We start from the raw sequence: 26,293 nt of genomic DNA, 5'->3' as shown, positions 1-26,293 counted from the left end.
GATTGTCTATAGCAATAGCGATGAAGACTGTCTGAATAAACAGACTTTCTTTGGTTTTTTGAACCAGATAGACATAATTAAAGCTGCAAATAACAGGCAGCAGTGTGCGGAGGCAGTATATATGGGGTTCCCAGGCACCTGGATGACCGAGAGTGAAAGCGTGGTTTACCGCGTTGTTCCGAAATGTGCGTGTTCGACAATCGGACAGGCGCTGTATTATTCGGACCATGGCAAATTCTTTGATGGTGACATTCATGACGCCACCGAGGGCCTGCATAAATGGGCCCGAGAGGACAGCCAGAAGCTGATCAATGCGAATGTCAAAACCCACACCTCTTATGCGTTCACCTGTGTACGCAATCCCTATACCCGCATTCTGTCGAGCTTTTTCGACAAGATTTGCGGCATTCAGCGCAACGGCAAACGCTATCGTGGCAAGCTGGTGCCAACCCTTGTTCAGAAATACGGGATCGAGGTCGGCGGCGATGACGGCAAACAGGACTTTGACCAGATCGCAAGCTTTCGTCGCTTCCTTTTGTTCGCGCGCGACACCATCCGCTGGAAACGCCCGATGGAGCCTGACATTCACTGGTCCGCCATGTCGGGTCATGTCTCGACCTTCATTGTGAACGGCGGCACCTATGACAAGATATTCTGGACTGAAACGTTCAATGACGGCATGCAAGAGGTGCTGGACACGATCAACAGCCCCCACAAAGTTGACCTGAAGAACATGCCACGGTTCAACGAATCCGAAGGTCACGGGCCAAAGCGCGCGCATCCGGTCGAGGATTATTTCGACGATCTGTCGATGCATCTGGTCTATGAAATCTACAAACGCGATTTCGAAGTGTTCAAGTACGACTTTGAGAATCCGGCCAACAAAATGCCGATCGGAGAAATTGACCTGGCGGAGGTTCACGCGAAACTCGGCGTTTAGCCCGCGTTTCTTTGGGGCAACTAAAGGGCTTTGCATTTGCGCCGAACTGGCGTATACGCCGCCCGGTACATGCGCGTGATGCCCGCTCAGGCAAGAATCATTTCCCCAGCAGCTGGGGGCCCGGTCTGGTATCGTTGCGCGAGAGAAATATATACCAAACCAATGCAAGGGTCTGATTCACATGGCTAATACGCCCCAATCCAAAAAACGCGCCCGTCAAAACGAAACCCGTTTTGCCGTCAACAAGGCGCGTCGTTCGCGCATCCGCACCTTTCTGCGCAAAGTAGAAGAAGCAATCGCATCCGGCGACAAAGAGGCGGCAACCGCCGCTCTGCGCGCCGCTCAACCCGAATTGATGCGTGGCGTCACCAAAGGCGTGTTCCACAAAAATACCGCGTCGCGCAAAGTGTCGCGCCTTGCCGCACGGGTCAAGGCGATCGCCTGAGCCCGCGTTGAGCGCTAAGCTATTGAATGCAAAAGGCACCGGTCTAACCGGTGCCTTTTTTGTTTTGACGCATAAACCACGACCGATAGATTCTTTTCCGACAAAGCCCCTGTCAAGCGCGAAGATCAGTTGCCCGCGCGCTTGCGACTTTGCTAGCTTCAACAGGCGATTCACGCTTGGGGGGACAGGCTAGATCGGCGACTCAGGGCTTTTGGAAACAAGGGCGATGGGATGCTGTGACAGGGCACTTTGCTCTGGCCATGTTCATTGCGTATGCATTTTATTAGGTACTGAAAGTGCGCGATTTTTGGGACAGATCGCGATACCACAGGTACGACCTTTTGAAATTCATGCGCTCTTTTGGGAAGATCTGGCAACCGCTGACGCTGGTCAATGGAGGTCGTTTTCTTTGCAAATCCCGAGCCAGAGTCGCAGACCAGCACGGTCTGGCCATGTCAGGCCAACGTCTGGATAGTGAAGAGTCGCGGAATCGGGGAAGCATGACACAAGATCAATGGGGCCAGTTGAAGCAGAAACTTCAGCAATCGGTCGGGCAAAGCAATTTCAAGAACTGGATTGAGCCGCTGGAGTTTTCCAAGCTTGCGGATGGTGTGGCGACATTTCATGTCCCGACCAGCTTTCTGGGCAATTACGTATCGCAGCACTTTGGCGATCTGATCCTGTATCAGATGAATTCTCTGGTGTCCGATGTGCGCCGCATTCACTTTCAGGTGCCTGCCAACACCACCGAACGTCCGACACGCCCCGCGCCGAGCACGCGCCAGACGGGTGGGGGCAACGTCGTCACGCCGGGTGGCGACAGCATGCTGCCCACCGCACCGCTGGACGAACGCTTTACCTTTGACACCTTTGTTGTCGGCAAACCGAACGAGCTTGCTAATGCCGCCGCCCGCCGCGTCGGTGAGGGCGGGCCGACCACGTTCAACCCGCTGTTCCTTTATGGCGGCGTTGGCCTTGGCAAAACCCACCTGATGCACGCCATCGCCTGGGAGCTTCAGACAAACCGCCCGGATTTGAATGTCGTCTACCTTTCGGCGGAACAGTTCATGTACCGCTTTGTGCAAGCCCTGCGCGACCGCAAGATGATGGATTTCAAGGAAATGTTCCGCTCGGTTGATGTTTTGATGGTCGATGACGTGCAATTCATCGCCGGCAAGGACAGCACCCAGGAAGAGTTTTTCCACACCTTCAACGCGCTGGTCGATCAGAACAAGCAGATCGTGATTTCCGCCGACCGCGCCCCCGGCGAGATTGCCAATCTGGAAGAGCGGATCAAATCGCGCCTGCAATGCGGGCTTGTGGTTGATCTGCATCCGACCGATTACGAGCTGCGCCTTGGCATTCTTCAGTCAAAGGTCGAGCGGCACCGCGAACAATATCCCGACCTGAGCATGGCCGATGGCGTGCTGGAATTTCTGGCGCACCGCATAAGCACCAATGTCCGCGTTCTCGAAGGCGCTCTGACCCGGCTGTTTGCCTTTGCCTCGCTGGTCGGCCAGCCGATCACGCTTGAGCTGACCCAGGATTGCCTCGCCGATGTGCTGCGCGCCTCCGAGCGCAAGGTTTCGGTCGAAGAGATCCAGCGCAAGGTCTCGGATCACTACAACATCCGCCTGAGCGATATGATCGGGCCCAAGCGCCTGCGTAACTTTGCGCGGCCACGTCAGGTGGCGATGTATCTGTGCAAACAGATGACAAGCCGCTCTTTGCCCGAGATCGGTCGCCGTTTTGGTGGCCGTGACCACACCACAGTGATGCACGGGGTCAAGCGGATCGAAGAGTTGCGGATTCAGGATGCCCAGATCGCCGAAGACCTGGAGCTTTTGCGCCGCACACTTGAGGGTTAAACCTTCCGCTCGTCCGCCCTTGACGGGCAGCCTCGCCCCCTGGGGCGGGGTCAGGCCTTGACGCTGCCGTAAATACAGCCGAAAACGCAATAAAGCACTTGAGCCGCAGGGGAAAATTGATACCGTGCCCCTCCCGGCGCTAAACCGGCACCTGATAGGGAGCGAGGGTATGAAACTCAGCATCGAACGCGGCGCACTGCTCAAGGCCGTGTCACAAGCACAATCCGTGGTCGAGCGGCGCAATACCATTCCGATCCTTGCCAATGTGCTGATCGAAGCCGAAGGAAACTCGGTTCAGTTCCGCGCCACTGACCTTGATATCGAAGTCGTCGACAAGGCCCCGGCCATGGTCGAGCGTGCCGGATCCACCACCGTATCGGCGGTGATGCTGCACGAGATCGTGCGCAAGCTGCCCGATGGCGCGCTTGTGACGCTGGCCGATGACGGGACAGCCGGACGGTTGACCGTGCAGGCCGGGCGATCGAATTTCAACCTTGCCACTCTGCCGAAAGAAGATTTCCCGGTCATGGCAAGTTCGGAATATGCCAGCAATTTCAGCGCCCCGGCGCCGGTTTTGCGGCGGTTGTTCGACAAATCCAAATTTGCCATCTCGACCGAGGAAACCCGGTACTACCTGAACGGCGTCTATATGCATGTCTCTGACAGCGACGGCGGCAAGGTTTTGCGTTGTGTGGCCACCGATGGTCATCGTCTGGCGCGCATCGACGCCGATCTGCCCGACGGCGCCGCAGACATGCCCGGCGTGATCGTGCCGCGCAAGACCGTCGGCGAACTGCGCAAGTTGCTGGAAGACGACGACATGAAGATTGCCGTGTCGGTGTCGGAAACCAAGATCCGCTTTGCCACCCCCGATATCACCCTCACCTCGAAGGTGATCGACGGCACCTTTCCTGACTACACCCGTGTCATCCCGCAGGGCAACACCCGCAGGATGGAAGTGGATGCCGCCGAATTTGCCCAGGCCGTTGATCGCGTCGCCACCGTAAGCTCGGAGCGCTCGCGCGCCGTCAAGCTGTCGCTCGACGAGGATCGCCTTGTGCTGTCGGTCAATGCGCCCGACAGCGGCGCCGCCGAGGAAGAGCTTGCCGTGGCTTACGGTGATGAGCGGCTCGAAATCGGGTTCAACGCCAAATACCTGCTTGAAATTGCAAGCCAGGTTGACCGGGAAAACGCCGTGTTCCTGTTCAACTCCTCCGGTGATCCGACCCTGATGCGCGAAGGCAATGACACGACGGCGGTTTATGTCGTCATGCCGATGCGCGTATAACGCCTGTCGGAGCCTCCGGCGGGAGTATTTTTGCCAAGAAGAAGGGCAATGAATGCCCGGCCTCTACCTGTCAGACTTGACTCTCTCGCATTTCCGCTCGCACAGGTCGGCGCGGCTGTCGCTTGATGCGCGGCCTGTCGTTCTTCATGGGCCGAACGGGGCCGGAAAGACCAATATCCTTGAGGCGGTCTCGCTTTTTTCGCCGGGGCGCGGCCTGCGGCGGGCGGCGGCGCAGGATATGGCCCGCAGGCCAGAGGCCCTGGGTTGGAAGCTGAGCGGGCTTTTGCACTCGTTGCATCAGGTGCATGAAATCGAGATCAGTGCGCAGGACGGGGCCGCGCGACAGGTGCGCATTGACGAGAAAGCCGCCACGCAAATGGCACTTGGCCGGGTGGCGCGGGTGCTCTGGCTTGTGCCGTCGATGGATCGGCTCTGGATCGAGGGGGCCGAGGGGCGGCGGCGCTTTCTGGACCGCATGACGATGAGTTTTATCCCCGCCCATGGCGATGCGGCCCTGGCCTATGACAAGGCGATGCGCGAGCGTAATCGTCTTCTCAAGGATCAGGTGCGCGATGCCCATTGGTATCTGGCGCTGGAACGCCAGATGGCCGAGGCCGGGGCGCAGATGCACGCCAACCGACAGGCTGCCCTTGCCCGGATTGCAGAGGCCCAGGCCGAGGCGCAGACCGCCTTTCCGGTGGCAGAGCTTGACCTGACGCAGACCGAGGGCGAAATGCCCGACACCGCCGATGACCTGCGCGAGGCGCTTGCCGAAAGCCGGTTTCGCGATCTGATGGCCGGGCGCACGCTTGTCGGGCCACATCGCGCCGATCTTTACGGGGTCTATGCGGCCAAGGGCGTGCCTGCGGCCGACTGTTCAACCGGCGAGCAAAAGGCGCTTTTGGTCTCGCTGATCCTCGCCAATGCCCGCGCCCTGGCCCGTGACTTTGGCGCGCCGCCGCTGTTGTTGCTGGATGAGGTCGCCGCCCATCTTGATGCCACCCGGCGCGCCGCGCTTTATGACGAGATCTGTGCGCTTGGCGCACAGGCCTGGATGACAGGCACGGGCCCCGAATTATTTGCAGAGCTTGGCGACAGAGCCCAGCATATCGAGATCACCGAGACCGATGGCATCAGCCATATCACCCCGAAGGAAACCGAATGACCCCACAGCGCGTGACCCTGATCACCCTTGGCGCAACCGACCTTGACCAATCAAAGGCGTTCTATGGCGCCCTTGGCTGGACCCCGGCGGAAGAACAGCCCGGCGTGGTGTTTTACCAGATGAACGGGCTTGTCCTTGGGCTGTTTGGCAAGGCCGATCTTGCCAAGGATCAAGGGCGGGCGGGCACAGAGTTGGGGACCGGAGCGATGACGCTGGCCCAGAATTTTGCAACCAAAGCAGAGGTTGATGCCGCCTATCAAACGGCGGTTGCCGCTGGGGCAGCGCCCCTGAAAGCCCCACAAGAGGTGTTCTGGGGCGGGTATTCGGGCTATTTCGGCGACCCTGACGGGCATGTCTGGGAGGTGGCGATGAACCCGTTCTGGCCGCTCTGCGCCGATGGCAGCCTGACCTTGCCGCCCGCATCATGACGCTAATCGCGGGGTGTCTGGCGCTTTATGCACCGACGATGTTGACAGACCGGACCACGCGCCTGATCACCTCAGAACGAGCCGCGAAACGCACCAGTATCACCGTCGGCAAACTACTTGTTCTGGTGGCGTTGATCATTCCCTTTATCCCAGAGTCCGACACCGCAAAATATGGGGTAAAGGCGTGACATTGGCCCCAATACCTCGTATAGAATAGGAAAAATACGAAGGAACTTTCGCATGTCCGAAACCGCAGCGGTGCCCGCAGAATATGGCGCCGATTCCATCAAAGTTCTCAAAGGGTTAGAGGCTGTCCGCAAACGCCCTGGCATGTATATCGGGGACACTGATGATGGCTCTGGCCTGCATCACATGGTGTATGAGGTCGTGGACAACGGCATTGACGAGGCGCTTGCCGGTCACGCCGATGCCGTCAACGTCACGATCCATGCGGATTCGTCGGTTTCGGTAAGCGATAATGGTCGTGGTATTCCGGTCGACATGCACGAGGGCGAAGGCGTTTCGGCGGCCGAGGTGATCATGACCCAGCTCCACGCCGGCGGCAAGTTCGACAGCAATTCCTACAAGGTGTCGGGCGGTTTGCATGGGGTTGGTGTTTCGGTGGTGAACGCGCTGTCGGAATGGCTTGAACTTCGGGTCTGGCGCAATGGCAAGGAACATTTCGCCAAATTCGCCGGCGGCTTTACCACAGAGCCGCTGCGCGTTCTTGGTGATGCCAACGGCCGCAAGGGCACCGAGGTGCGCTTTCTCGCCTCAATCGAGACCTTCTCGAATCTCGACTACAGCTTTGAAACCCTCGAAAAACGCCTGCGCGAGCTGGCCTTTCTGAACTCCGGGGTGCGGATCATCCTGCGTGATGAACGCCCGGCCGAGCCGCTTGAAGCGAACCTGTTTTACGAGGGCGGCGTCAAGGAATTCGTCAAGTACCTTGACCGTCACAAGACTCCGGCAATGCCAGAGCCGATTTTCATCACCGGCGAGCGTGACGATATCGGTGTCGAGGTGGCGATGTGGTGGAATGACAGCTATCACGAGACGGTCCTGCCGTTTACCAACAACATCCCGCAGCGCGACGGCGGCACGCATATGGCGGGCTTTCGTGGTGCGCTGACCCGCACGATCAACAACTATGCCCAAAGCACCGGGATCGCGCGCAAGGAAAAGATAAGCTTTACCGGCGACGACGCCCGCGAAGGCCTTACCTGCGTGCTCTCGGTCAAAGTGCCCGACCCCAAATTTTCAAGCCAAACCAAGGATAAACTTGTCAGCTCCGAGGTGCGCCCGGCGGTTGAAGGTCTGGTGAATGAAAAGCTTGCCGAATGGTTTGAGGAAAACCCGACTGTGGCCAAGGTCGTGGTTGGCAAGATCATCGAAGCCGCCCACGCCCGCGAGGCCGCCCGCAAGGCGCGCGACCTGACCCGGCGCAAGAACCCGATGGATGTGAACTTTCTGGCCGGCAAGCTCAAGGATTGCTCGTCCAAGGACCCGTCTAAAACCGAAGTCTTCCTGGTCGAGGGTGATAGCGCCGGCGGCTCTGCACAAACTGGCCGGGATCGCGGCACGCAGGCGGTTCTGCCCCTGCGCGGCAAGATCCTCAACGTCGAACGCGCGCGGTTTGACCGGATGCTGGGAAGCCAGGAGATCGGCAACCTTGTGATGGCGCTTGGCACCGGGATCGGACGGGATGAGTTTGATATCTCGAAGCTGCGCTACCATAAGATCGTGATCATGACCGATGCCGACGTTGACGGCGCGCATATCCGCACACTGTTGCTGACGTTCTTTTATCGCCAGATGCCCGAACTTATCGAAGGTGGCTATCTCTACATCGCGCAACCGCCGCTTTATAAGGTGATGCGCGGCAAATCCGAGGTCTACCTCAAGGATCAGGCCTCGCTTGAGGATTACCTGATTTCACAGGGCACGGCAGATGCGGTGTTGCGGCTTGGCTCCGGCGAGGAAATCACCGGCACCGATCTTGTGCGCGTGGTCGAAGAGGCGCGGCAGGCAAAGCGCATTCTGGAGGCCTTCGCAACCCACTACCCGCGCCATATCCTTGAACAGGCCGCGATTGCCGAGGCTTTTCTGGCCGGGCGTGCCGATGCCGATTTGCAGGGCGTCGCCAGTAAGGTTGCCGAGCGGCTTGATCTCATTTCCAACGAATACGAGCGCGGCTGGCAAGGCCGCCCGACGCAGGATCAGGGCATTCGCCTGACCCGCACGGTGCGCGGTGTCGAGGAAATGCGCACGCTTGACGGCCCCATCCTGCGCGGCGGTGAGGCGCGAAAGCTTGGTACAATGACCGAAACCCTGCGCGAGGTCTACCGCGACCCTGCGACCCTGATGCGCAAAGAGCGCTCACAAGCGATCTATGGCCCGCTCGACCTGCTTGATGCGATCCTGAAAGAGGGTGAAAAGGGCCTGACCCTGCAACGCTATAAAGGTCTAGGCGAAATGAATCCCGGTCAGCTTTGGGAAACCACGCTTGACCCTGAGGCACGCACATTGTTGCAGGTCAAGGTCGATGACGTGGCCGAGGCTGACGACCTCTTTACCAAGCTGATGGGCGATGTGGTTGAACCACGCCGCGAATTCATCCAGGCCAACGCGCTAAACGTCGAGAACCTCGACTTTTAGGCCTTTGCAGGAAAGCACATAAAATTGCACGGCGCGCATAGCTTTGCGCGTCGTGCGAACATGTTAAGAGACCAAGTTCATTTACTTTCGATAATTTGGCGTATTTTGTGCAGAAAATTTCCCACTCATGAACGGCAGCGAAATCAATAGGTCAGAGCATGTCGCGCGAATTCGAATGAACGCGACATGCTCTAGACAAAACGGCCACTCGCCCGCACGCGAGCGAATGGCCGAAATACAGGTATCAGTAGGTCTGCTTTAGCTCGCTATAGTCGCCGCGCAGGTAGACCGTGACAGTCACGTCCTGCCTGTCACGATTACGCCAGAACCAGCCGTGATTGCCGGTGAAGGCGGCCCTGATGGCCCCGTCATCCGCAGCCTGGCCGCGACCATCCTCGTAGCTGATGGACTGACCGCTTCCGTCGCCGTGCAGATCATAGTTCACGACACCGCCTTCGGCAGCCCAGGCGTATTCGGCAGTGGCCCCTTCTTCCATGACGATCTTCCACTCGACGCCCTGGCCAGGTTCCAGCGTGAAGCTGAACGTATCCGTCCATGTCCCGGTCGCCTGCGCGTGGGCGCTGCCCACGAAGACGCCGAAGAGGTCGTCAAGCAGGCTCGACTGTCCGCCTGTTTCCAGCATCTGCCGGTCCTTCTCGGCGTCTTCGGCGAGCTGGCTCTTGATCTCACCCATTTCGGTCAGGCCGATGACGCGGCCAATGCCGGTCGGATCGACGCCATATTCGGCAGGCATCACCACCGTCACGAGAAGGGCGACGGCGACTCCGGCGGCAATGCCGGTGGATTTCAGAAGCTGCTTCGAGGAGGGCAGTTGGTCGAGGTCAGGTTTGTGTGCATTGTACATGTTGGTCTCCGTTTTCAGGCTGTCAGGATAAGGCCGGTGATCTGGTAACCCATGAGCAGAAAGCCCAGGGACATCATCACCACATTGGCGGTGTAGGCGTGACGCCAGAAGCGCGGCTGCCTGCGCCACCAGCTCATGACGATGAGGATCACGGCGAGCGCCATGATCTGGCCAAGTTCGACACCGACATTGAACGCCAGAAGGTTCGGCAAAAGCCCTTCCGAGGCGATGTCGTAATCAAGGATCTTCGTTGCGAGGCCAAGCCCGTGGAAAAAACCGAAGATCAGCGTCGCGGCCTTGGTGTTCGGCTGGACGCCAAACCAGCGTTGATAGGCCCCGAGGTTGTCGAGCGCCTTGTAGACCACCGACAGACCGATGATGGCGTCGATGACATAGGCGTTCACGCTCCAGCCAAAATAGACGCCCGCGAGCATTGTCGTGGAATGCCCGATGGCGAAAAGGCTAACGTAGATGGCGACATGCTGCATCCGGTAGAGGAAGAACACGACACCGAACAGGAACAGCAAATGATCATAGCCGGTGACCATGTGCTTGGCCCCCAGATACATGAAGGGGGCAAGCTTCACCCCCCAGATTTCCTGGATGTAACCCGCGTCACCGGGGGTGACATTATGGGCCGCAGCAACCGTCGCACTTAGGGTAAGCGCCAGGAATGAAAGACAGGACAGGAAAAAGGTGTGGCGCGCTGCCAGACCTCTCAAGCCCCTTGGGACTGTCGTCATGGAGTATCTCCGCAAATAAGGTCGTAAGGATCGTTACAGCCGCGCAAAGCGGCGTCGATCACTCGCGCGGAGGCCGCTCCAGACGTGAGACCGGCCCCGGCCCTCCTCGGGATCGGCTCAGTCGCCACCCCTCGCTAACGAATGGCGTCGCCGACGCCGGAAGACTGCGATCCAGCACGGCTGCGCTGTGGTCGTGGTCGGCTGCATCATGGGAATGACCATGAAGGGCCCAGTAGAGGTCTTCTTCAAATCCGTGAGAATGGCCGTGAGTCTCGATCATCTCGGCATGGCCCTGACCTGTCTCGACTGTCGAGGGCAGATGCGACGAAGCAGGCATGACCGTCCATGCGAAAAGTGACGTGCAAAGGATCACGGTAAACGCGATTTGTGCCAATCTACGCAAGGATTCCATTGATCTCGCCTGTCTGCTCGTCGCATGTGTGATGCGTCGTGACATCATCTTGTTATATCCTCTGGGGGAGGATATTCAGGTAGTATGACAACTCAGCCTGTACATGCAAGCCACCCCGCCCTGATTGCCCGGCTGAAACGCGCTGATGGCCACCTGCGGGCCGTGATCGCGATGATCGAAGCGGGCAAGCCCTGCCTGGAGATCGCCCAACAGATGCAGGCGGTCGAAAAGGCTATCACAAACGCCAAACGGGCGCTGATCCATGATCACATGGATCACTGCCTGGACACCGATGATCCCGAGGCCGATCGTGCAGATTTGCGCATGATCGCCCGGTATCTCTGAGATTCGCGATGCTCGACATCCTCGCCGACCGCACTTATCGCCACCTGTTTCTGGCTCAGGTCGTTGCCCTTCTGGGAACCGGGCTCGCGACGGTAGCACTCGGGCTCCTGGCCTTCGATCTCGCGGGGGATGGGGCGGCGTTGGTTCTGGGCACGGTTTTCACAATCAAGATGGTGGCCTATGTGGGTATCGCGCCTATTGCCGGGGCCTTTGCGGACCGGGTGCCGCGCCGGGCGCTGCTGGTGACGCTCGACCTCTTGCGCGCCGGTGTGGCGGTGGCGCTGCCGTTCGTGACCGAGGTCTGGCAGGTCTACGTGCTGATCTTCCTGCTGCAATCTGCCTCCGCCGCCTTCACACCGGCCTTTCAAGCAACGATTCCCGATGTCTTGCCCGAGGAGGCGCGCTATACGCGCGCGCTTTCACTATCGCGGCTGGCCTACGATCTGGAGAACATCGTCAGCCCGACATTGGCCGCGCTCCTGCTGGCGGTAATGTCCTACAGCACGCTTTTCTTCGGCACTGTCGCAGGGTTCATCGCCTCGGCCCTCCTGGTCGTCTCGGTCCTGCTGCCCAACCCCGGCCCATCCAAGCCGCGCGGCGTCTATGATCGGACCACACGCGGTATCCGCATCTATCTGGCCACGCCCCGCCTTCGCGGGCTGCTGGCACTGAACCTCACGGCGGCGGCGGCGGGCGCGATGGTATTGGTAAATACCGTTGTTCTGGTGCGCGGATCGCTCGGCTTGCCGGAGAGTGCGCTGGCCCGGGCGATGTTCGCCTTCGGCGCAGGTTCGATGACGGCGGCGCTGGTTTTACCGCGCGTGCTGGACGCATTGCCGGACCGGCCCGTGATGTTCGGTGGCGCATTGCTGATGGTGGCGACATTGCTGGGGCTTGGGCTGACGGTTCTGTCATCCGGTCTCGGCTGGTCCATGCTTTTGGCAGCCTGGTTGCTGATTGGGCTGGGTTATTCCGCCGTCCTCACCCCTTCGGGCCGATTGTTGCGCCGCTCCGCCCATGCCGGGGACCGCCCCGCGCTGTTCGCGGCGCAATTCGCGCTGTCGCATGCCTGCTGGCTGCTGACTTATCCGCTGTCGGGTTGGCTGCTGACGGTCTATGGTGTCGTTCCCGCGCTGATTGGGCTCGCTCTTCTCGCAGCCAGCGGAATGGTCGTTGCGTTGAAGCTCTGGCCCGCGAACGATCTTGTGGAGATTGAGCACACCCATGACAACCTGCCGCTCGATCACCCGCATCTGCACGGATATCGAACGCACAGCCATGCCCTTGTCATTGACGAGAGCCACCCCCGCTGGGCCACGCATTTCTGAGGCCGTGAAAGCGCGATGCCAATTGGCTGGTTAAAGCCAGTCGCGCAGGATGGGAATAAGAGGAATATCCGCAGGCGGCATCGGATATGATTTCAGATCCGCGGCGCGCACCCATTTCAGGGTCTGCCCTTCGCGCCCCTGTGCTGTGCCCTCCCATTTGCGGCAGGCAAAGAGCGGCATCAGAAGGTGAAAATCATCATAGGAATGGCTCGCAAATGTCAGCGGTGCCAGACAGCTTGACCAGGTGTTGATGCCAAGCTCTTCCTGCAACTCGCGGATCAGGGCGTGTTCGGGGGTCTCACCCGGCTCCACCTTGCCGCCGGGAAATTCCCATAGCCCCGCCATGGATTTGCCGACGGGCCGTTGGGCCAACAGGACACGCCCGTCGACGTCGATCAGAGCGACGGCAGAAACAAGAACGATTTTCACGACCGGTAATCGGCGTTGATGTCGATATAGCCATGGGTCAAATCGCAGGTCCAGACGGTGGCGGTGCCGCCGCCAAGACCAAGGTCGACGTGAATTTCGATCTCCTGATTCTTCATGTAGGCGGCGGCGCGATCCTCGTCATATTCGGGGCTGACCCAGCCATCCTTGGCCACAAGCATATCGCCAAACCAGATCGACAGGGCGTCGCGATCCGCGCGCGCGCCGGATTTGCCCACCGCCATCACCACCCGGCCCCAGTTGGGATCTTCGCCGGCAATGGCGGTCTTGATCAGCGGCGAATTGGCGATGGATTTGGCGTGCACATGCGCCTCGGCGTCGCTGGCGGCGCCGGTGACGGAGACTTCGACAAACTTGGTCGCGCCCTCGCCGTCGCGCACGACCTGATGCGCCAGATCAAGCATGACACGGCGCAGCCCTTCCATGAAGCCGATGTTGTTTTCGGTCACCCGAATGCCCGAGGCCCCGGTTGCGGCCACCAAAAGCGTGTCCGAGGTCGAGGTATCGCTATCGACTGTGATGCAATTGAACGTGGTCCGATTGAGAGCGCTGACCGTGTTTTGCAGGATCGCCTGATCAATCGCGGCATCGGTGAAAATATAGACCAGCATGGTCGCCATATCCGGCGCAATCATGCCAGAGCCCTTGGCGATTCCGGCGATATGCACCGCCTGCCCGTCGATCATGACCGTCTCGGCGGCGCCTTTCGGGAAGGTGTCGGTGGTCATGATGGCGCGGGCAGCCCCGCCGATGCCATCGAGGTCAAGGGCGCCCTTGAGGGTGTCGATACTCTCGACGATGCGCTGATGCGGCAGCGGTTCGCCGATCACGCCGGTCGAGGATGAAAACACGCGCGTTGCAGGCACCCCAAGCCGTTCCGCCACGGCGCCGGTCACGGCGCTAACCGATTCGGTGCCGAGGCGCCCGGTAAAGGCGTTGGCATTGCCCGAATTCACGATGATCGCCGCGCCGTCGCTCGGGTCGCCGCCGATCTTGTCCTGACAATCAAGCACCGCCGCCGAGCGTGTGGCAGAGCGCGTAAACGCCCCGGCGATCGCCGTGCCCGGCGCAAGTGTGACAAGCATCACATCGGTGCGGTCCTTATAGCGCACGCCGGCCAAGGTGGTGGCGAAATGCACGCCGCCAATCACCGGCAGGTCGGGAAAGGCGGCGGGGGCAAGTGGGGAAAGCGGCGGGGTGGCGCCCATGGCTTATTTCTCCAGAAGATCGGTGTTGTTGATCAGCGCCGGATCAAAGGCGCTTGTGTCGGTGCGGGTGATTTCCGTGCCGCTTTCAAGTTTGGCGACATAATCGTTAAAGGCCTCCTGGCGGATATCATCGGCCAGTTCATCGCGCACCTCGTCGAGGCTGGGGGCTTCCTTGATGCGGGTCTCGTTCAGCTTGATCACATGCCAGCCGAATTGCGTCTTGACCGGAGGTGAGACCTGCCCGGTTTCAAGCTTGGCCACGGCATCAAAGAATTCCTGTACCATCACACCCGCACTAAACCAGCCAAGATCGCCGCCGCCGGGGCCCGACGGGCCGGTCGAATGCTCTTGTGCAAGGGCGGCAAAATTCGCGCCGCCTTCCAGTTCGGCAATGAGGGCCTTGGCCTCGTCTTCGGTCTCGACCAGAATATGGGCGGCCTTGTATTCCGTTTCCTGATCGCCGCCTGTGTATTGCGCCTCATAGGCGGCTTGCAGGGCCTCATCGCTCAGGGCGGTCTTGAGCACGCCGTCGATAACATCCCCGGCGGTGACGGCGCGGGTTTCATTCTCCAGGCGCCATTTGGCAGCCTCGGAGAGAGGGCCTTCATGCGCCTGCATCAACAGGGTTTGCTGAATCAGCTGATCAAGAACACCTTTGTACAGAACCTCGGGCGGAAGCTGATCGTACTCCGCAGGCAGACCATTTCGCAGGGCAAGGATGTGCCCAAGGGTGATGTCGCTTTCGCCGACAGAGGCCATGACGGTATCCAGCGTCGGCGCGTCCTGCGCCAGGACGGGGGGGGTGATGGCAAGGCCCGTCATCAGGACGGTGGCGGACAAAAGGCGTAGGCGTGTGAACATGAAGATATTCCCTTGTCGATACTGCAATGGCGGCTGCGCGGGTGCGCAACGTTGACACTCTTCCGGCGGCCCCTTACATCGCCTTATGATAAAGGCAAAGCCGCGCTCTTTGGCCCGTTGTAGGGTGGCGGGGGAAGCGGGGCAAGCAATTGCCTTTCACGGATAGTCAAAACACCGGAACGGATAAAAAATGCTGGGTATAGGAACGGTCGCCAAAAAGATCTTCGGAACGCCGAATGACCGCAAGATCAAGGCGACCAGGCCGTTGGTTGACAAGATCACTGCGCTCGAACCCGAATTTGAAGCGCTCAGCGATGCCGGGCTGATTGAAAAGACCGAAGAATTTCGCAAGCGTATTGCCGAAGGTGAAAGCCTTGATGCGCTTTTGCCAGAGGCCTTTGCCAATTGCCGCGAGGGTGCGCGCCGCGCGCTTGGTCTTCGGGCGTTCGATGTTCAGCTGATGGGCGGGATTTTCCTGCATCAGGGGAATATTTCCGAGATGAAGACCGGCGAAGGTAAAACGCTGGTCGCGACATTTCCGTGCTATCTCAATGCGCTGTCGGGGCGCGGCGTGCATGTTGTCACGGTCAATGACTATCTTGCGCGGCGTGACGCCGAATGGATGGGCAAGGTGTTTGCCGCGCTTGGCATGACCACCGGCGTTGTCTATCCGCAACAGCCTGAGGCCGAGAAAAAGGCCGCCTACGCCGCCGATGTGACCTATGCCACCAATAACGAGCTTGGGTTCGACTATCTGCGCGACAACATGAAATCCTCGCTCGAAGAGATGAATCAGCGCGGCCATAACTTTGCCGTAGTCGATGAGGTCGACAGCATCCTGATCGACGAGGCGCGCACACCGCTGATCATTTCCGGCCCAAGCCAGGACCGAAGCGAGCTTTACCTGACAATCGACGCGTTGATCCCCGAATTGCAGGACGAGCATTTCACAATTGACGAAAAGACCCGCAATGTCACCTTCACCGAAGAGGGCAACGAATTTCTTGAACAGCTTTTGCTGACGCGGGGCGTTCTGGAAGAGGGTCAATCGCTATATGACCCCGAAAGCACCACGATCGTGCATCACGTCAATCAGGGGCTGCGCGCGCACAAGCTTTTCCAGAAGGACAAGGATTACATCGTGCGCGACGGCGATGTCGTTCTGATCGACGAATTCACTGGCCGGATGATGGCCGGGCGGCGGTTGTCCGAGGGGCTGCATCAGGCGATCGAGGCCAAGGAAGGCTGTCAGATTCAACCCGAGAACGTGACCCTCGCGCAGGTCACCTTTCAGAACTATTTCCGGCTCTACGATACCCTGTCGGGCATGACCGGCACCGCCGTCACCGAGGCCGAGGAATTCCTGGAAATCTATGGTCTGGGTGTGGTCGAAGTGCCAACCAACCGCCCGATCGCCCGGATCGACAAGGACGATGCGGTTTATCGCACGACCACCGACAAGCTTAATGCGATCACCGACTCGATCCGCGAAGCGCATGAAAAAGGCCAGCCGACCCTTGTTGGCACCACCTCGATCGAGAAATCAGAGCTGCTGAGCACGCTTCTGACCGAGGCAAAGATACCGCATAACGTTCTCAATGCCCGCCAGCACGAGAAAGAGGCCCAGATCGTGGCCGATGCCGGTAAATTGGGCGCAGTGACCATCGCCACCAACATGGCCGGGCGCGGCACCGACATCAAACTTGGTGGCAATGTCGATTTCAAGATCATGGAGGCGATTGCCGCCGATCCCGAGGGCGACCCCGAAGAGATCCGCCAAAAGATCGAGGCCGAGCACGCCGCCGATGAAGAGGCTGTCAAAGCCGCAGGCGGGCTTTTTGTTCTGGCCACCGAGCGCCATGAAAGCCGTCGTATCGACAATCAGTTGCGCGGTCGCTCCGGTCGTCAGGGGGATCCGGGCAAATCGGCCTTCTTCCTGAGTCTCGAAGACGATCTGATGCGCATTTTCGGCAGTGAGCGGCTTGAAAAGGTGCTGTCGACGCTGGGCATGAAAGAAGGCGAGGCGATCATTCACCCCTGGGTGAACAAATCGCTTGAACGCGCGCAGGCCAAGGTCGAGGCGCGTAACTTTGACATTCGCAAGCAATTGCTCAAGTTCGACGATGTGATGAACGAACAGCGCAAGGTGGTCTTTAAGCAGCGCCTTGATATCATGCGCGCCAGCGACCTGTCCGAGATCATCGAGGACATGCGCGGCGAGGTGATCGACGATCTGGTCGACACGTATATGCCGCCCAAGACCTATGCCGATCAATGGAACACCGAAGGGCTTTATGCGGCAGTGATCGAGCGGCTTAACCTTGATCTGCCGGTGATCGACTGGGCCGCCGAAGAGGGCGTGGATGACGAGGAAATCACCGAGCGTCTTGAAAAGGCCGCCGATGAAATGATGGCCGCCAAGGCCGCCGCCTTTGGCCCCGAGAGCATGCGCATGATCGAAAAGCAGGTCTTGTTGCAAACCATCGACACCAAATGGCGCGAACATCTTCTGACGCTCGAACACCTGCGCAGCGTTGTCGGCTTTCGCGGCTATGCACAGCGCGATCCGCTGAACGAATACAAGAACGAGGCGTTCCAGCTGTTTGAAACCATGCTCAACAGTCTGCGTGAGGATGTAACCCAGAAACTGGCACAGATTCGCCCGATGACAGAGGCCGAGCAAGAGGCCATGATGCAGGAAATGGCGGCGCAACGCGCAAAAATGGAAGCACCGGCCCATGATGCAACACCCGCCGAGACGCCCGAAGGTGCCGCGTCCGGGTTTGTAGAGTCCGATCCCTCAACATGGGGAAATCCGGGCCGAAACGAGGCTTGCCCTTGTGGATCGGGCAAGAAATTCAAGCATTGTCACGGGCGGCTGGCCTGACTGGCCCCGCCCGAATGACTCCGTTTCTTTGCCACAAGACAGCCTTGTTTAACCAATAGCCTCTACCATTGACCCTTAATGGGGATGGGAGAGTGTTATGTCCAAATACAGACGTTATATCACCGCTGGCGGTACGCTCGCCTGTGCCCTCGGCATCGGATATTTCATGCAGGCGAGCCATCCTGGCCCTGCCAATGTCGTTTCGGCGGGCATGGTGGATGCCGGTGAACCCAAGGTCAATATTTCACAGATCACGCTGACCTCTGCGGCGCCGACGCCGCCGGTTGCCATGGCAGAGCCCGCGCCCTTACCCGCGACGCCAGTGACACTTGCCGTGGCGCAGGATGCGCCGCTTGCCGATGATCTGCCCACGGAAGAGAGCGCACCGGGCTTTGCCTGCGAATACAGTATGACGGCAAAACCGCTGGCCGCTGCAATGGTGCAGGTCACGCTTGATGCGCCCTGTATGATCAATGAGAAATTCACGCTGCACCAGAACGGCATGATGTTCACCGAGGCGACCGATGAAAATGGCCATAGCGACCTGATTGTTCCCGCACTTGCCGAGAACGCGGTTTTCATCGCTTCCTTTGGCAATGGTGAGGGTGCGATTGCAACCGCAGCGGTCGATACATTTGCCGATTACGACCGCTTTGTCGTGCAATGGGGCGGCGCGAGCGGAATGAAGATTCATGCGTTGGAATACGGCTCTGATTTCGGAGATCAGGGCCACGTCTGGATCAACGCCGCCTATGACATGGGGCGGGCCGCACGTGGCGAGGGGGGCTTTTTGACCCGCCACGGCTCTGACGATCTAGACAATCCGCTGATTGCCGAGGTTTATACCTTCCCGACCGAAACCGCGCTGCGCGCCGGAGACGTAAGCCTGCGGGTCGAGGCCGAAGTGACCGCTGCCAATTGCGGCCGCGATATCGAGGCCCAAACCATTGCCACCGATGGGGTGAGCGGCCTGGAAGTACAGGATATTGTGCTTGCGATGCCCGATTGCGATGGGATTGGTGACTTTCTGGTGTTGAATAATCTGTTCAATGACCTGAAAGTTGCGCAAAACTAGTTGCGCAGCAGTCGGGGATCATTTGATGACAATGGTGCGTGCGGCGATTACCGCCGCACTTTTTGTATTTACCATGGTATTGCCAGTGGCGGCGCAGGATGTGACCCTGCGCTCGTATGACGGGGATGTCGAAATTTCCGGCAACCTGCTTGGCTTTGACGGCGAGTTTTACCGTCTCGACACGATCTACGGCGAGCTGACGGTCGATGGGTCGGGCGTTGCCTGTGAAGGCCCCGGTTGCCCCAACCTTGAAAATTTTGTGGCACGGCTCGTGTTTTCGGGCGCGCCGACAATTGGCAAGGTTCTGATGCCCGCGCTGATCGAGGCCTTTGCCATTCGTGGCGACTATGATGTGACCCGCCAGGATGAGGGCGGTAATGAAATCGGCTATGCCCTCAGGGACCGCAAAAACGACGAGCTTGTTGGCGAGTTCATCTTTCGCCTGACCAATACCGATGAGGGGTTTGCCGACCTTCTGGCTAATGAGGCCGATATCGCCATGACCCTGCGCGAGGCGCGCACAGATGAGGTAAGCCGCGCCAAGGCCGCCGGGCTTGGTGATCTGTCGGCGCCGGGGCGTGCGCGGGTGCTTGCGCTTGACGCGCTTATCCCGGTCGTGGCGCCCAGCAACCCGGTGCAGGGCATTACCATGCCGCAACTGGCCGAGGTTCTGGCCGGGCGACTTGCCAACTGGAAAGCACTTGGCGGCCCGGATGCGCCGATTGATGTGCATCTTTGGGATGAACGCACCGGTATCGGTCAGGCCAGCGTCGATCACCTGCTGGGGCCCGGCGGCTTGCCGGAAAACAACCGGGTGCGCCGCCATGCCAACGGCGAAGACTTTGCAGAGGCGGTGGCGGATGATCCTTTTGCGCTTGGCCTTACCACGCGATCCGAGCAAGGCAATACTTGGGAGCTTGCCCTGACCGGGGACTGTGGCTTTGCCCTGACGGCAACCCGCCGTGCGGTCAAAACCGAGGATTACCCGCTGACTGCGCCGCTGTTTCTTTACCTTCCGGCGCGCCGGTTTCCCAAGTTGGCCCGCGAGTTTCTGGCCTATCTGCGCGACCCTTCGGCACAATTGGTGATCCGGCGCGCCGGTTTTGTCGATCAGGCCCCTGAAGATATCGACATAAACGCCCAGGGCGACCGCTTTGCCAATGCCATCGCACAGGCCGGGCCCGAGGTTGGCTTGCAGGAGTTGCAACGCATGGTCCGGGTGCTGGCGCCGCTGAAACGGCTGACCACTACTTTTCGGTTTGAACCGGCATCGGTCCGGCTTGACGCGCAATCGCGTTCGAACGTCGAGCAACTGGCGCGCGCGCTCGAACTTGGGCTTTATGATGCGCGCCGACTTGTGTTCGTGGGGTTCAGCGACGGGGACGGGGCGGCAGGGCCCAACCGTGACATTGCCAGGCGCCGTGCCGAAACCGTCGAGCGCGCGGTCAAGCGGGCAGCCGAAACCGCCAATTTTGACCGGATCACGGTCGAAATAGATGCCTTTGGCGAAGCCATGCCGATGGCCTGTGACGATACCGCATGGGGGCGACAGGTGAACCGCCGGGTTGAGGTCTGGGTGCGCTGATCCACGAGACCGGCGCGCAAGGGCCGGATGAGTGTCACAGGTGACCGTCCGAGCGAAAGCTGATTTCGCAGGACTTCCCGATGATGATGTGATCATGCAGAGTGATGCCCATGGTCGCCGCTGCGGCCTCGATCTGACGGGTCATTGTGATATCGGCCTGCGATGGCGTCGGATCGCCCGAGGGGTGGTTATGCACCAGGATAAGCGCGCTGGCATTCAGCTGAAGCGCGCGTTTCACCACCTCACGCGGATAGACAGGCACATGATCAACCGTGCCCTGGGCCTGTTCCTCATCGGCAATCAGGATGTTCTTGCGGTCGAGAAAGAACACCCGGAACTGTTCGGTTTCGCGATGCGCCATGGTGGTGTGGCAATAGTCCAGAAGCGCATCCCAAGACGAGAGCACCTGACGTCGCAACACCTTGGCCCGCGACAGGCGATGCGCGGCGGCCTCGATAATCTTGAGCTCGGTGATCACCGCCTCTGCGATGCCGGGCAGAGCGGCAAGTTGATCCGGGGCCGCCGAGAGAACGCCGTTGAAATCGCCAAATGTCTCGATAAGCTGATGCGCGAGGGGTTTTACATCCCGACGCGGGATTGCGCGGAACAGAACCAATTCCAACAACTCGTAATCGGGCATTGCCTGTGCACCACCGCTCAGAAATCGCGCGCGCAGCCGCTGGCGATGATCGCGAATATATGAGGGCTGTTTGCCGGGAACCAACGGCGCGGCCTCAATGGCCTCGTCGCCGTCAAAAAGCGGCAAGGGCATTTCGGAAAAGGCGCGCGGATCACTCATGGCAAAACCCTGCCCGATCAGGGTTAGCGAATGGTTAATCGCGCAAAAGAAAAGGCGCGCCGTCAAGCGCACCTTTTCACGGTTATTATGTCATTTTCGGGCCTAGCTTTTCATCGCATCCCAAAAGGTTTTGACCGACGAGAAGAAGGTCTTGCTTTCAGGGTTGTTGTCTTCCGACAGGGCCTCGAATTCGCGCAAAAGCTCTTTTTGCTTGCTGGTCAGGTTCACCGGCGTTTCAACGGCAAGTTCGATGAACATATCACCATTGCCGCCGCCACGAAGCGCGGGCATGCCCTTGCTGCGCAGACGCATCTGACGACCGGATTGGCTTCCGGCCGGGATTTTCACGCGACTGCGACCGCCGTCGATGGTGGGCACCTCTATGTCACCGCCAAGCGCGGCCTTGGTGACCGACACGGGAACGCGACAGAAAAGGTTCATCTCTTCGCGCTCGAACAGGTCATGCTTGGCGACATCAATGAAGATGTACAAATCGCCCGACGGGCCACCGCGCATTCCGGCCTCACCCTCGCCCGCAAGACGGATGCGGGTGCCGGTTTCGACGCCGGCGGGAATGTTGACGCTAAGAGCCCGCTCTTTTTGCGTGCGGCCCTGCCCCTGACAGGATTTGCAGGGATTCTTGATGATCTGACCCAATCCACCACAGGTGGGACAGGTGCGCTCAACAGTGAAAAACCCTTGTTGCGCCCGCACCTTGCCCATGCCCGAACAGGTCGGGCAAGTTGTCGGCTCACCACCACCTTCGGCCCCAGAGCCGTTACATTCGTCACAGGGAACGGCGGTAGGCACCTTGATGGTTTTTTGCAGGCCAGAATAGGCATCTTCCAGCGTGACGCGCAGGTTATAACGCAGGTCAGACCCGCGCGCGGCGCGTTGGCGGCCACCGCCGGCACGCCCACCGCCGCCCATGAAATCACCAAAGAGGTCATCGAACACGTCGGAAAAGGCACTGGCAAAGTCACCCTGACCGCCGCCCATGCCGCCACCGGGACGTGGACCGCCCATACCCCCTTCAAAGGCGGCATGACCGAACCGATCATAGGCCGCTTTTTTATCCGGGTCTTTCAGGGCATCATAGGCTTCACCCGCTTCTTTGAACTGGCGTTCCGAGTCGGGGTTGTCGGAATTGCGATCGGGGTGAAGTTCTTTGGCCTTTGTACGATAGGCCTTTTTGATCTCTTCCGCCGAGGCGCCCTTGGAAAGCCCAAGCACTTCGTAATAGTCACGTTTGGCCATCGGGGATCTCCTTTTGACGGATCATCGGGGGCGGCCTGGAAAGTTGCCAAACCGCCCCCGATCAATCCTTAACGTGCTTCAGGCGCGTTTGTTGTCATCGAGATCCTCGAAATCGGCGTCGAGGATTTCATCGTCGTCGGCGCCGGGGCGATCCGCTGCTGCGGGCTCACCATCGGTTTCTTCCTGGCTTGCCTTATAGATCGCCTCGCCAAGTTTCATCGCCGCCTCGGTGACGTTCTGGATGCCGGACTTGATCTTGCCCGCGTCTTCGCCTTCCAGTTCGTCTTTGAGCGCCGCAACCGCAAGCTCGATCGCCTCGATCGTGGTCGGGTCTACCTTGTCGGCATGCTCTTCCATCGACTTTTCGGTCGAATCGATCAGACTTTCGGCCTGATTTTTGGCTTCGACCAACTCACGGCGTGCCTTATCGGATTCGGCGTTCTCCTCGGCGTCGCGGACCATTTTTTCGATGTCCTCGTCGCTGAGACCGCCAGAGGCCTGGATCGTGATCTTTTGCTCTTTGCCGGTGCCCTTGTCCTTGGCCTGAACCGAGACAATGCCGTTGGCGTCGATATCAAAGCCGACTTCGATTTGCGGCATGCCGCGCGGTGAAGGCGGAATGTTTTCAAGGTTGAACTGGCCAAGCATCTTGTTGTCTGCGGCCATTTCACGTTCGCCCTGGAACACGCGGATCGTCACGGCCGACTGATTGTCTTCGGCGGTCGAGAAAATTTGCGATTTGTTCGTCGGGATCGTGGTGTTGCGATCAATCAGACGGGTAAAGACACCGCCCAGGGTTTCAATCCCAAGCGACAGAGGCGTCACATCGAGAAGAACAACATCTTTCACATCACCTTGCAGAACGCCGGCCTGAATGGCGGCGCCAAGGGCGACAACCTCATCCGGGTTCACCCCTTTATGCGGCTCTTTGCCAAAGAATTTGGTCACTTCTTCGACAACTTTCGGCATCCGGGTCATACCACCGACAAGAACGATTTCATCGACCTCATTAGCTTTCATGCCGGCGTCTTTCAACGCGGCGGCGCAGGGCTTCATCGAGGCCTTGATCAGATCGCCAACCAGGCTTTCAAGCTTGGCACGGGTCAATTTGACAACCATGTGAAGCGGCGAGCCGTCCGAGCCCATCGAGATAAAGGGCTGGTTGATCTCGGTTTGCGAGCTGCTGGACAGTTCGATCTTGGCTTTCTCGGCCGCCTCTTTCAGACGCTGAAGCGCCATCTTGTCCTTGGTCAGGTCAACGCCGTGCTCTTTCTTGAACTCGTCGGCGAGGTAGTTGACGATGCGCATGTCAAAGTCTTCACCGCCAAGGAAGGTGTCACCGTTGGTCGCCTTGACTTCAAACAGGCCATCGTCGATTTCCAGAATGGTCACGTCGAATGTACCGCCGCCAAGGTCATAGACCGCGATGGTGTGGGTGTTTTCCTTGTCCAGACCATAGGCAAGCGCGGCAGCAGTCGGTTCGTTGATGATGCGCAGCACTTCAAGACCGGCGATCTTGCCGGCGTCCTTGGTGGCCTGACGCTGGGCGTCGTTGAAATAGGCCGGAACGGTGATGACGGCCTGCGTCACCTCTTCACCAAGATAGCTCTCGGCGGTTTCTTTCATTTTTCCGAGAATGAAGGCCGAAATCTGGCTCGGCGAATATTTCTCACCGCGGGCCTCGACCCATGCATCGCCGTTGCCGCCATCAATGACGTTGAACGGCATGTTCTTCTTGTCCTTGGCCAGATCCGCATCATCGGCGCGACGCCCGATCAGACGCTTGACACCAAAGACGGTGTTTTCGGGGTTGGTCACGGCCTGGCGTTTGGCAGGCTGGCCGACAAGACGCTCGTTTTCGGTGAACGCGACAATCGACGGCGTCGTGCGTGCGCCTTCAGCGTTTTCAATTACCCGTGCCTGGCTGCCATCCATGATGGCGACGCAGCTGTTCGTGGTTCCAAGGTCAATACCAATAACTTTGGCCATGTTGTTCGATCCCTTCATACTTAGGCGATGTGGCGGATACCTGACCCGTTTCGGCATCAGTTCCCGGTTGAGTCACGGAGCAAGTCAAGACTTATCCCGCGTTTCTGGGCGTATATAGGCAGGCCTATCTAACCCTGCAAGCGGTGCATGGGTGTGGATTCCGCAAAATTGGGTTAATTTGCACTTAGCCCGGCGAAAAAGAGGCGATCAAGATGGCAGAACCGACGCTTGTCGTGCGCGGATGCGAGATTTACAAAGGCTGGCTTGACGGCGATGCACAGGCCGGGCTGGTGCAGGATTTGCGCGCTGTGGTGGCGCAGGCGCCGCTTTTCACGCCCCGGACGCCGCGTGGAAAACCGATGAGTGTGCGCATGACATCTGCGGGCAAATATGGCTGGTATTCGGACCGGCGCGGCTATCGCTATGAGACTGCGCACCCAACGGGGCGGCCGTGGCCTGCGATCCCGCCTGCGGTGCTTGATATCTGGCGTGCGGTGGTCAGCCCGCAGAGGATGCCCGATTGCTGTCTGATCAACTATTACAAAGCCGACGCGCGGATGGGGTTGCATCAGGATCGCGATGAGGCCGATTTTGCCTGGCCGGTTTTGTCCGTGTCCCTGGGCGATGATGCCTTGTTTCGCATTGGCACCGACACCAGAGGCGGCGCGACCTCGTCGGTCTGGCTCAACTCTGGTGATGTGGTGGTGATGGGCGGCGCAGCGCGACTTTGCCATCACGGCGTTGATCGGATCAAGCCGGGCACCTCCACCCTGCTGCAGGGCGAAGGCCGGATAAACCTGACTTGTCGGGTGGTGGATTAGCGCCGGGCATTCCAGCTACTGGAGGCATATTGCCGGGTGTAGAATTCGCCCATAAGGCCGATCACCAGAAAGGTGATAGAAACATAGATCGGATAGTCCAGCGATGTTTTGTGCGGCATATAATTAATGAAGGTAAACCCGCGTGCCTGATCAATGATATGAAACAGCGGGTTCCAGTCAAACATGTTGACCATAAAGGCGGGCAGGGTGTTGACCACGAACATCTTGCCCGAGGCAATCATATTGGCGCGTTGATAGATGGTGACGAACAGTGACACAAAGGTCGGGAACCAGGGTTTTATGCCAAGCAGCACAAGACCGATCGCAACGCCGCTAAACCATGACAGCAACACCATACCAAAGGCCGCGATCGGGCGTTCAACTTCAAATGGCGTAAAGCCGACGTGATAGACGAACAGGATGATGAACATCGACAAGACCTGAATATAAAGCGCGCTGATGGCGGCGGCACTTATCGAGATGATGGTGTTCATCGGCGCATGCTGCATCATCGGCGATGAGGGCCCCTCGGCCCCGACGACCGCACTCACGGCCTTGATATGTGTCATGTACATGAAAATGCCCGACATCATGAACAACAGGAAATCGCCGCGCATTTTTGCGCCCCGAATGCCAAGCACCGTGAACATCAGGTAAAAGGACATCACCATGATCACGGCGGTCAGGATGTTCATCACCAGGGCCATGACCGCATTGCTGTGGCCTTTGCGGATGTTTCGGACCACTGAATGATAAATCAGTTCGGAGATGATAATGACCGACTGAAGGGTTGATCTTGGTCTGGCACTTCTGAACATGGTCGATTGTACCCGGTTGCCTGTGGTTTTCTTGCGTGGGTTTCTTGTCGTCCCGAAGTGA

The 26,293-nt window shown here is 59.0% G+C and carries 23 protein-coding genes; 13 read left to right on the top strand and 10 right to left on the bottom strand.

Translation table 11 applies throughout. The features are described 5' to 3' along the window. Positions 1 to 121: 121 nt before the first annotated feature. The 7 genes from BMZ91_RS02450 to gyrB all read left to right on the top strand — a co-directional run bounded on the left by BMZ91_RS02450 (position 122) and on the right by gyrB (position 8,792). Entirely contained in the window at positions 122 to 940 is an 819-nt protein-coding gene (locus tag BMZ91_RS02450; RefSeq protein ID WP_092833931.1) for a sulfotransferase family protein, read from the top strand. Between the two features lie 181 nt (positions 941 to 1,121). After that, positions 1,122 to 1,385, top strand: coding sequence for a 30S ribosomal protein S20 (gene rpsT, locus BMZ91_RS02445; protein ID WP_092833928.1), 264 nt, complete (start codon positions 1,122 to 1,124; stop codon positions 1,383 to 1,385). 500 nt (positions 1,386 to 1,885) lie between these two features. Further along, positions 1,886 to 3,253, top strand: coding sequence for a chromosomal replication initiator protein DnaA (gene dnaA, locus BMZ91_RS02440; RefSeq protein ID WP_218145633.1), 1,368 nt, complete (start codon positions 1,886 to 1,888; stop codon positions 3,251 to 3,253). Positions 3,254 to 3,422: 169 nt separating this feature from the next. Further along, positions 3,423 to 4,541: a DNA polymerase III subunit beta gene (gene dnaN, locus BMZ91_RS02435; RefSeq protein WP_092833926.1), complete on the top strand. Its 1,119-nt coding sequence runs from the start codon at positions 3,423 to 3,425 to the stop codon at positions 4,539 to 4,541. Between the two features lie 52 nt (positions 4,542 to 4,593). Continuing rightward, on the top strand, positions 4,594 to 5,706 hold the full coding sequence (gene recF / locus BMZ91_RS02430) for a DNA replication/repair protein RecF (RefSeq protein WP_092833924.1): 1,113 nt from the start codon (positions 4,594 to 4,596) through the stop codon (positions 5,704 to 5,706). Further along, the gene (locus BMZ91_RS02425) at positions 5,703 to 6,134 is read left to right on the top strand and encodes a VOC family protein (protein ID WP_092833922.1); all 432 of its coding nucleotides are present in this window, start codon (positions 5,703 to 5,705) and stop codon (positions 6,132 to 6,134) included. Before recF ends, BMZ91_RS02425 begins: the two co-directional genes overlap by 4 nt. Before the next feature lie 240 nt (positions 6,135 to 6,374). Next, positions 6,375 to 8,792, top strand: a complete 2,418-nt coding sequence (gene gyrB / locus BMZ91_RS02415) for a DNA topoisomerase (ATP-hydrolyzing) subunit B (protein WP_092833918.1) — start codon at positions 6,375 to 6,377, stop codon at positions 8,790 to 8,792. 244 nt (positions 8,793 to 9,036) lie between these two features. On the opposite strand, the gene BMZ91_RS02410 is transcribed toward gyrB, so the two are convergent. From BMZ91_RS02410 to BMZ91_RS21345, 3 genes are read right to left on the bottom strand one after another with little or no spacing between them, the layout of a single operon-like run. Beyond that, positions 9,037 to 9,657, bottom strand: coding sequence for a transmembrane anchor protein (locus tag BMZ91_RS02410; protein ID WP_092833916.1), 621 nt, complete (start codon positions 9,655 to 9,657; stop codon positions 9,037 to 9,039). Positions 9,658 to 9,671: 14 nt separating this feature from the next. Then, complete coding sequence (locus BMZ91_RS02405; protein WP_092833914.1) at positions 9,672 to 10,400, bottom strand: HupE/UreJ family protein; 729 nt, start codon at positions 10,398 to 10,400, stop codon at positions 9,672 to 9,674. A gap of 58 nt (positions 10,401 to 10,458) precedes the next feature. Then, positions 10,459 to 10,812 (bottom strand): hypothetical protein, encoded by a 354-nt coding sequence (locus BMZ91_RS21345; protein WP_177193766.1) that lies wholly within the window; start codon positions 10,810 to 10,812, stop codon positions 10,459 to 10,461. 84 nt (positions 10,813 to 10,896) lie between these two features. Between BMZ91_RS21345 and BMZ91_RS02400 the strand changes: the two genes are divergently transcribed. Continuing rightward, complete coding sequence (locus BMZ91_RS02400) at positions 10,897 to 11,157, top strand: metal-sensing transcriptional repressor (RefSeq protein ID WP_092833912.1); 261 nt, start codon at positions 10,897 to 10,899, stop codon at positions 11,155 to 11,157. Between the two features lie 8 nt (positions 11,158 to 11,165). Continuing rightward, positions 11,166 to 12,485 carry an MFS transporter gene (locus BMZ91_RS02395; protein WP_092833910.1) on the top strand — a complete coding sequence of 440 codons (1,320 nt, stop codon included), beginning with the start codon at positions 11,166 to 11,168 and terminating at the stop codon, positions 12,483 to 12,485. A 30-nt stretch (positions 12,486 to 12,515) separates the two neighbouring features. On the opposite strand, the gene mutT is transcribed toward BMZ91_RS02395, so the two are convergent. The 3 genes from mutT to BMZ91_RS02380 are packed head-to-tail and all read right to left on the bottom strand — an operon-like array spanning position 12,516 to position 15,001. Further along, complete coding sequence (gene mutT, locus BMZ91_RS02390) at positions 12,516 to 12,914, bottom strand: 8-oxo-dGTP diphosphatase MutT (protein WP_092833908.1); 399 nt, start codon at positions 12,912 to 12,914, stop codon at positions 12,516 to 12,518. Next, on the bottom strand, positions 12,911 to 14,140 hold the full coding sequence (gene argJ / locus BMZ91_RS02385) for a bifunctional glutamate N-acetyltransferase/amino-acid acetyltransferase ArgJ (RefSeq protein ID WP_092833906.1): 1,230 nt from the start codon (positions 14,138 to 14,140) through the stop codon (positions 12,911 to 12,913). Before argJ ends, mutT begins: the two co-directional genes overlap by 4 nt. Positions 14,141 to 14,143: 3 nt before the next feature. Beyond that, positions 14,144 to 15,001 carry a peptidylprolyl isomerase gene (locus BMZ91_RS02380; protein WP_092833903.1) on the bottom strand — a complete coding sequence of 286 codons (858 nt, stop codon included), beginning with the start codon at positions 14,999 to 15,001 and terminating at the stop codon, positions 14,144 to 14,146. A 190-nt stretch (positions 15,002 to 15,191) separates the two neighbouring features. On the opposite strand from BMZ91_RS02380, the gene secA reads away from it, so the two are divergent. From secA to BMZ91_RS02365, 3 genes are all read left to right on the top strand, one after another. Then, positions 15,192 to 17,888: a preprotein translocase subunit SecA gene (secA, locus tag BMZ91_RS02375; protein ID WP_092833901.1), complete on the top strand. Its 2,697-nt coding sequence runs from the start codon at positions 15,192 to 15,194 to the stop codon at positions 17,886 to 17,888. 97 nt (positions 17,889 to 17,985) lie between these two features. After that, on the top strand, positions 17,986 to 18,963 hold the full coding sequence (locus BMZ91_RS02370; RefSeq protein WP_092833899.1) for a hypothetical protein: 978 nt from the start codon (positions 17,986 to 17,988) through the stop codon (positions 18,961 to 18,963). Positions 18,964 to 18,988: 25 nt separating this feature from the next. Next, positions 18,989 to 20,548, top strand: coding sequence for a substrate-binding domain-containing protein (locus BMZ91_RS02365; protein ID WP_177193765.1), 1,560 nt, complete (start codon positions 18,989 to 18,991; stop codon positions 20,546 to 20,548). Positions 20,549 to 20,582: 34 nt separating this feature from the next. Here the strand turns inward: BMZ91_RS02365 and radC are convergent, their stop codons facing one another. The 3 genes from radC to dnaK all read right to left on the bottom strand — a co-directional run bounded on the left by radC (position 20,583) and on the right by dnaK (position 24,593). Further along, complete coding sequence (gene radC, locus BMZ91_RS02360) at positions 20,583 to 21,347, bottom strand: RadC family protein (protein ID WP_092834135.1); 765 nt, start codon at positions 21,345 to 21,347, stop codon at positions 20,583 to 20,585. A 102-nt stretch (positions 21,348 to 21,449) separates the two neighbouring features. Continuing rightward, the gene (gene dnaJ / locus BMZ91_RS02355; RefSeq protein WP_092833895.1) at positions 21,450 to 22,604 is read right to left on the bottom strand and encodes a molecular chaperone DnaJ; all 1,155 of its coding nucleotides are present in this window, start codon (positions 22,602 to 22,604) and stop codon (positions 21,450 to 21,452) included. Positions 22,605 to 22,682: 78 nt separating this feature from the next. After that, positions 22,683 to 24,593, bottom strand: a complete 1,911-nt coding sequence (gene dnaK / locus BMZ91_RS02350) for a molecular chaperone DnaK (protein ID WP_092834133.1) — start codon at positions 24,591 to 24,593, stop codon at positions 22,683 to 22,685. 212 nt (positions 24,594 to 24,805) lie between these two features. On the opposite strand from dnaK, the gene BMZ91_RS02345 reads away from it, so the two are divergent. Continuing rightward, the gene (locus BMZ91_RS02345; RefSeq protein ID WP_092833893.1) at positions 24,806 to 25,414 is read left to right on the top strand and encodes an alpha-ketoglutarate-dependent dioxygenase AlkB family protein; all 609 of its coding nucleotides are present in this window, start codon (positions 24,806 to 24,808) and stop codon (positions 25,412 to 25,414) included. Here the strand turns inward: BMZ91_RS02345 and BMZ91_RS02340 are convergent. Continuing rightward, complete coding sequence (locus BMZ91_RS02340; RefSeq protein ID WP_092833891.1) at positions 25,411 to 26,232, bottom strand: ABC transporter permease; 822 nt, start codon at positions 26,230 to 26,232, stop codon at positions 25,411 to 25,413. The two genes, BMZ91_RS02345 and BMZ91_RS02340, sit on opposite strands and share 4 nt — an antisense overlap. Positions 26,233 to 26,293: the final 61 nt, after the last annotated feature.

Origin of the sequence: Roseovarius lutimaris, from assembly GCF_900115165.1 — a bacterium.
In the GTDB taxonomy this organism is placed as follows: Bacteria; Pseudomonadota; Alphaproteobacteria; order Rhodobacterales; family Rhodobacteraceae; genus Roseovarius; species Roseovarius lutimaris.
The sequence above is the reverse complement of the archived record's forward strand: the minus strand, read 5'-3'. Positions and strand labels throughout refer to the sequence as shown.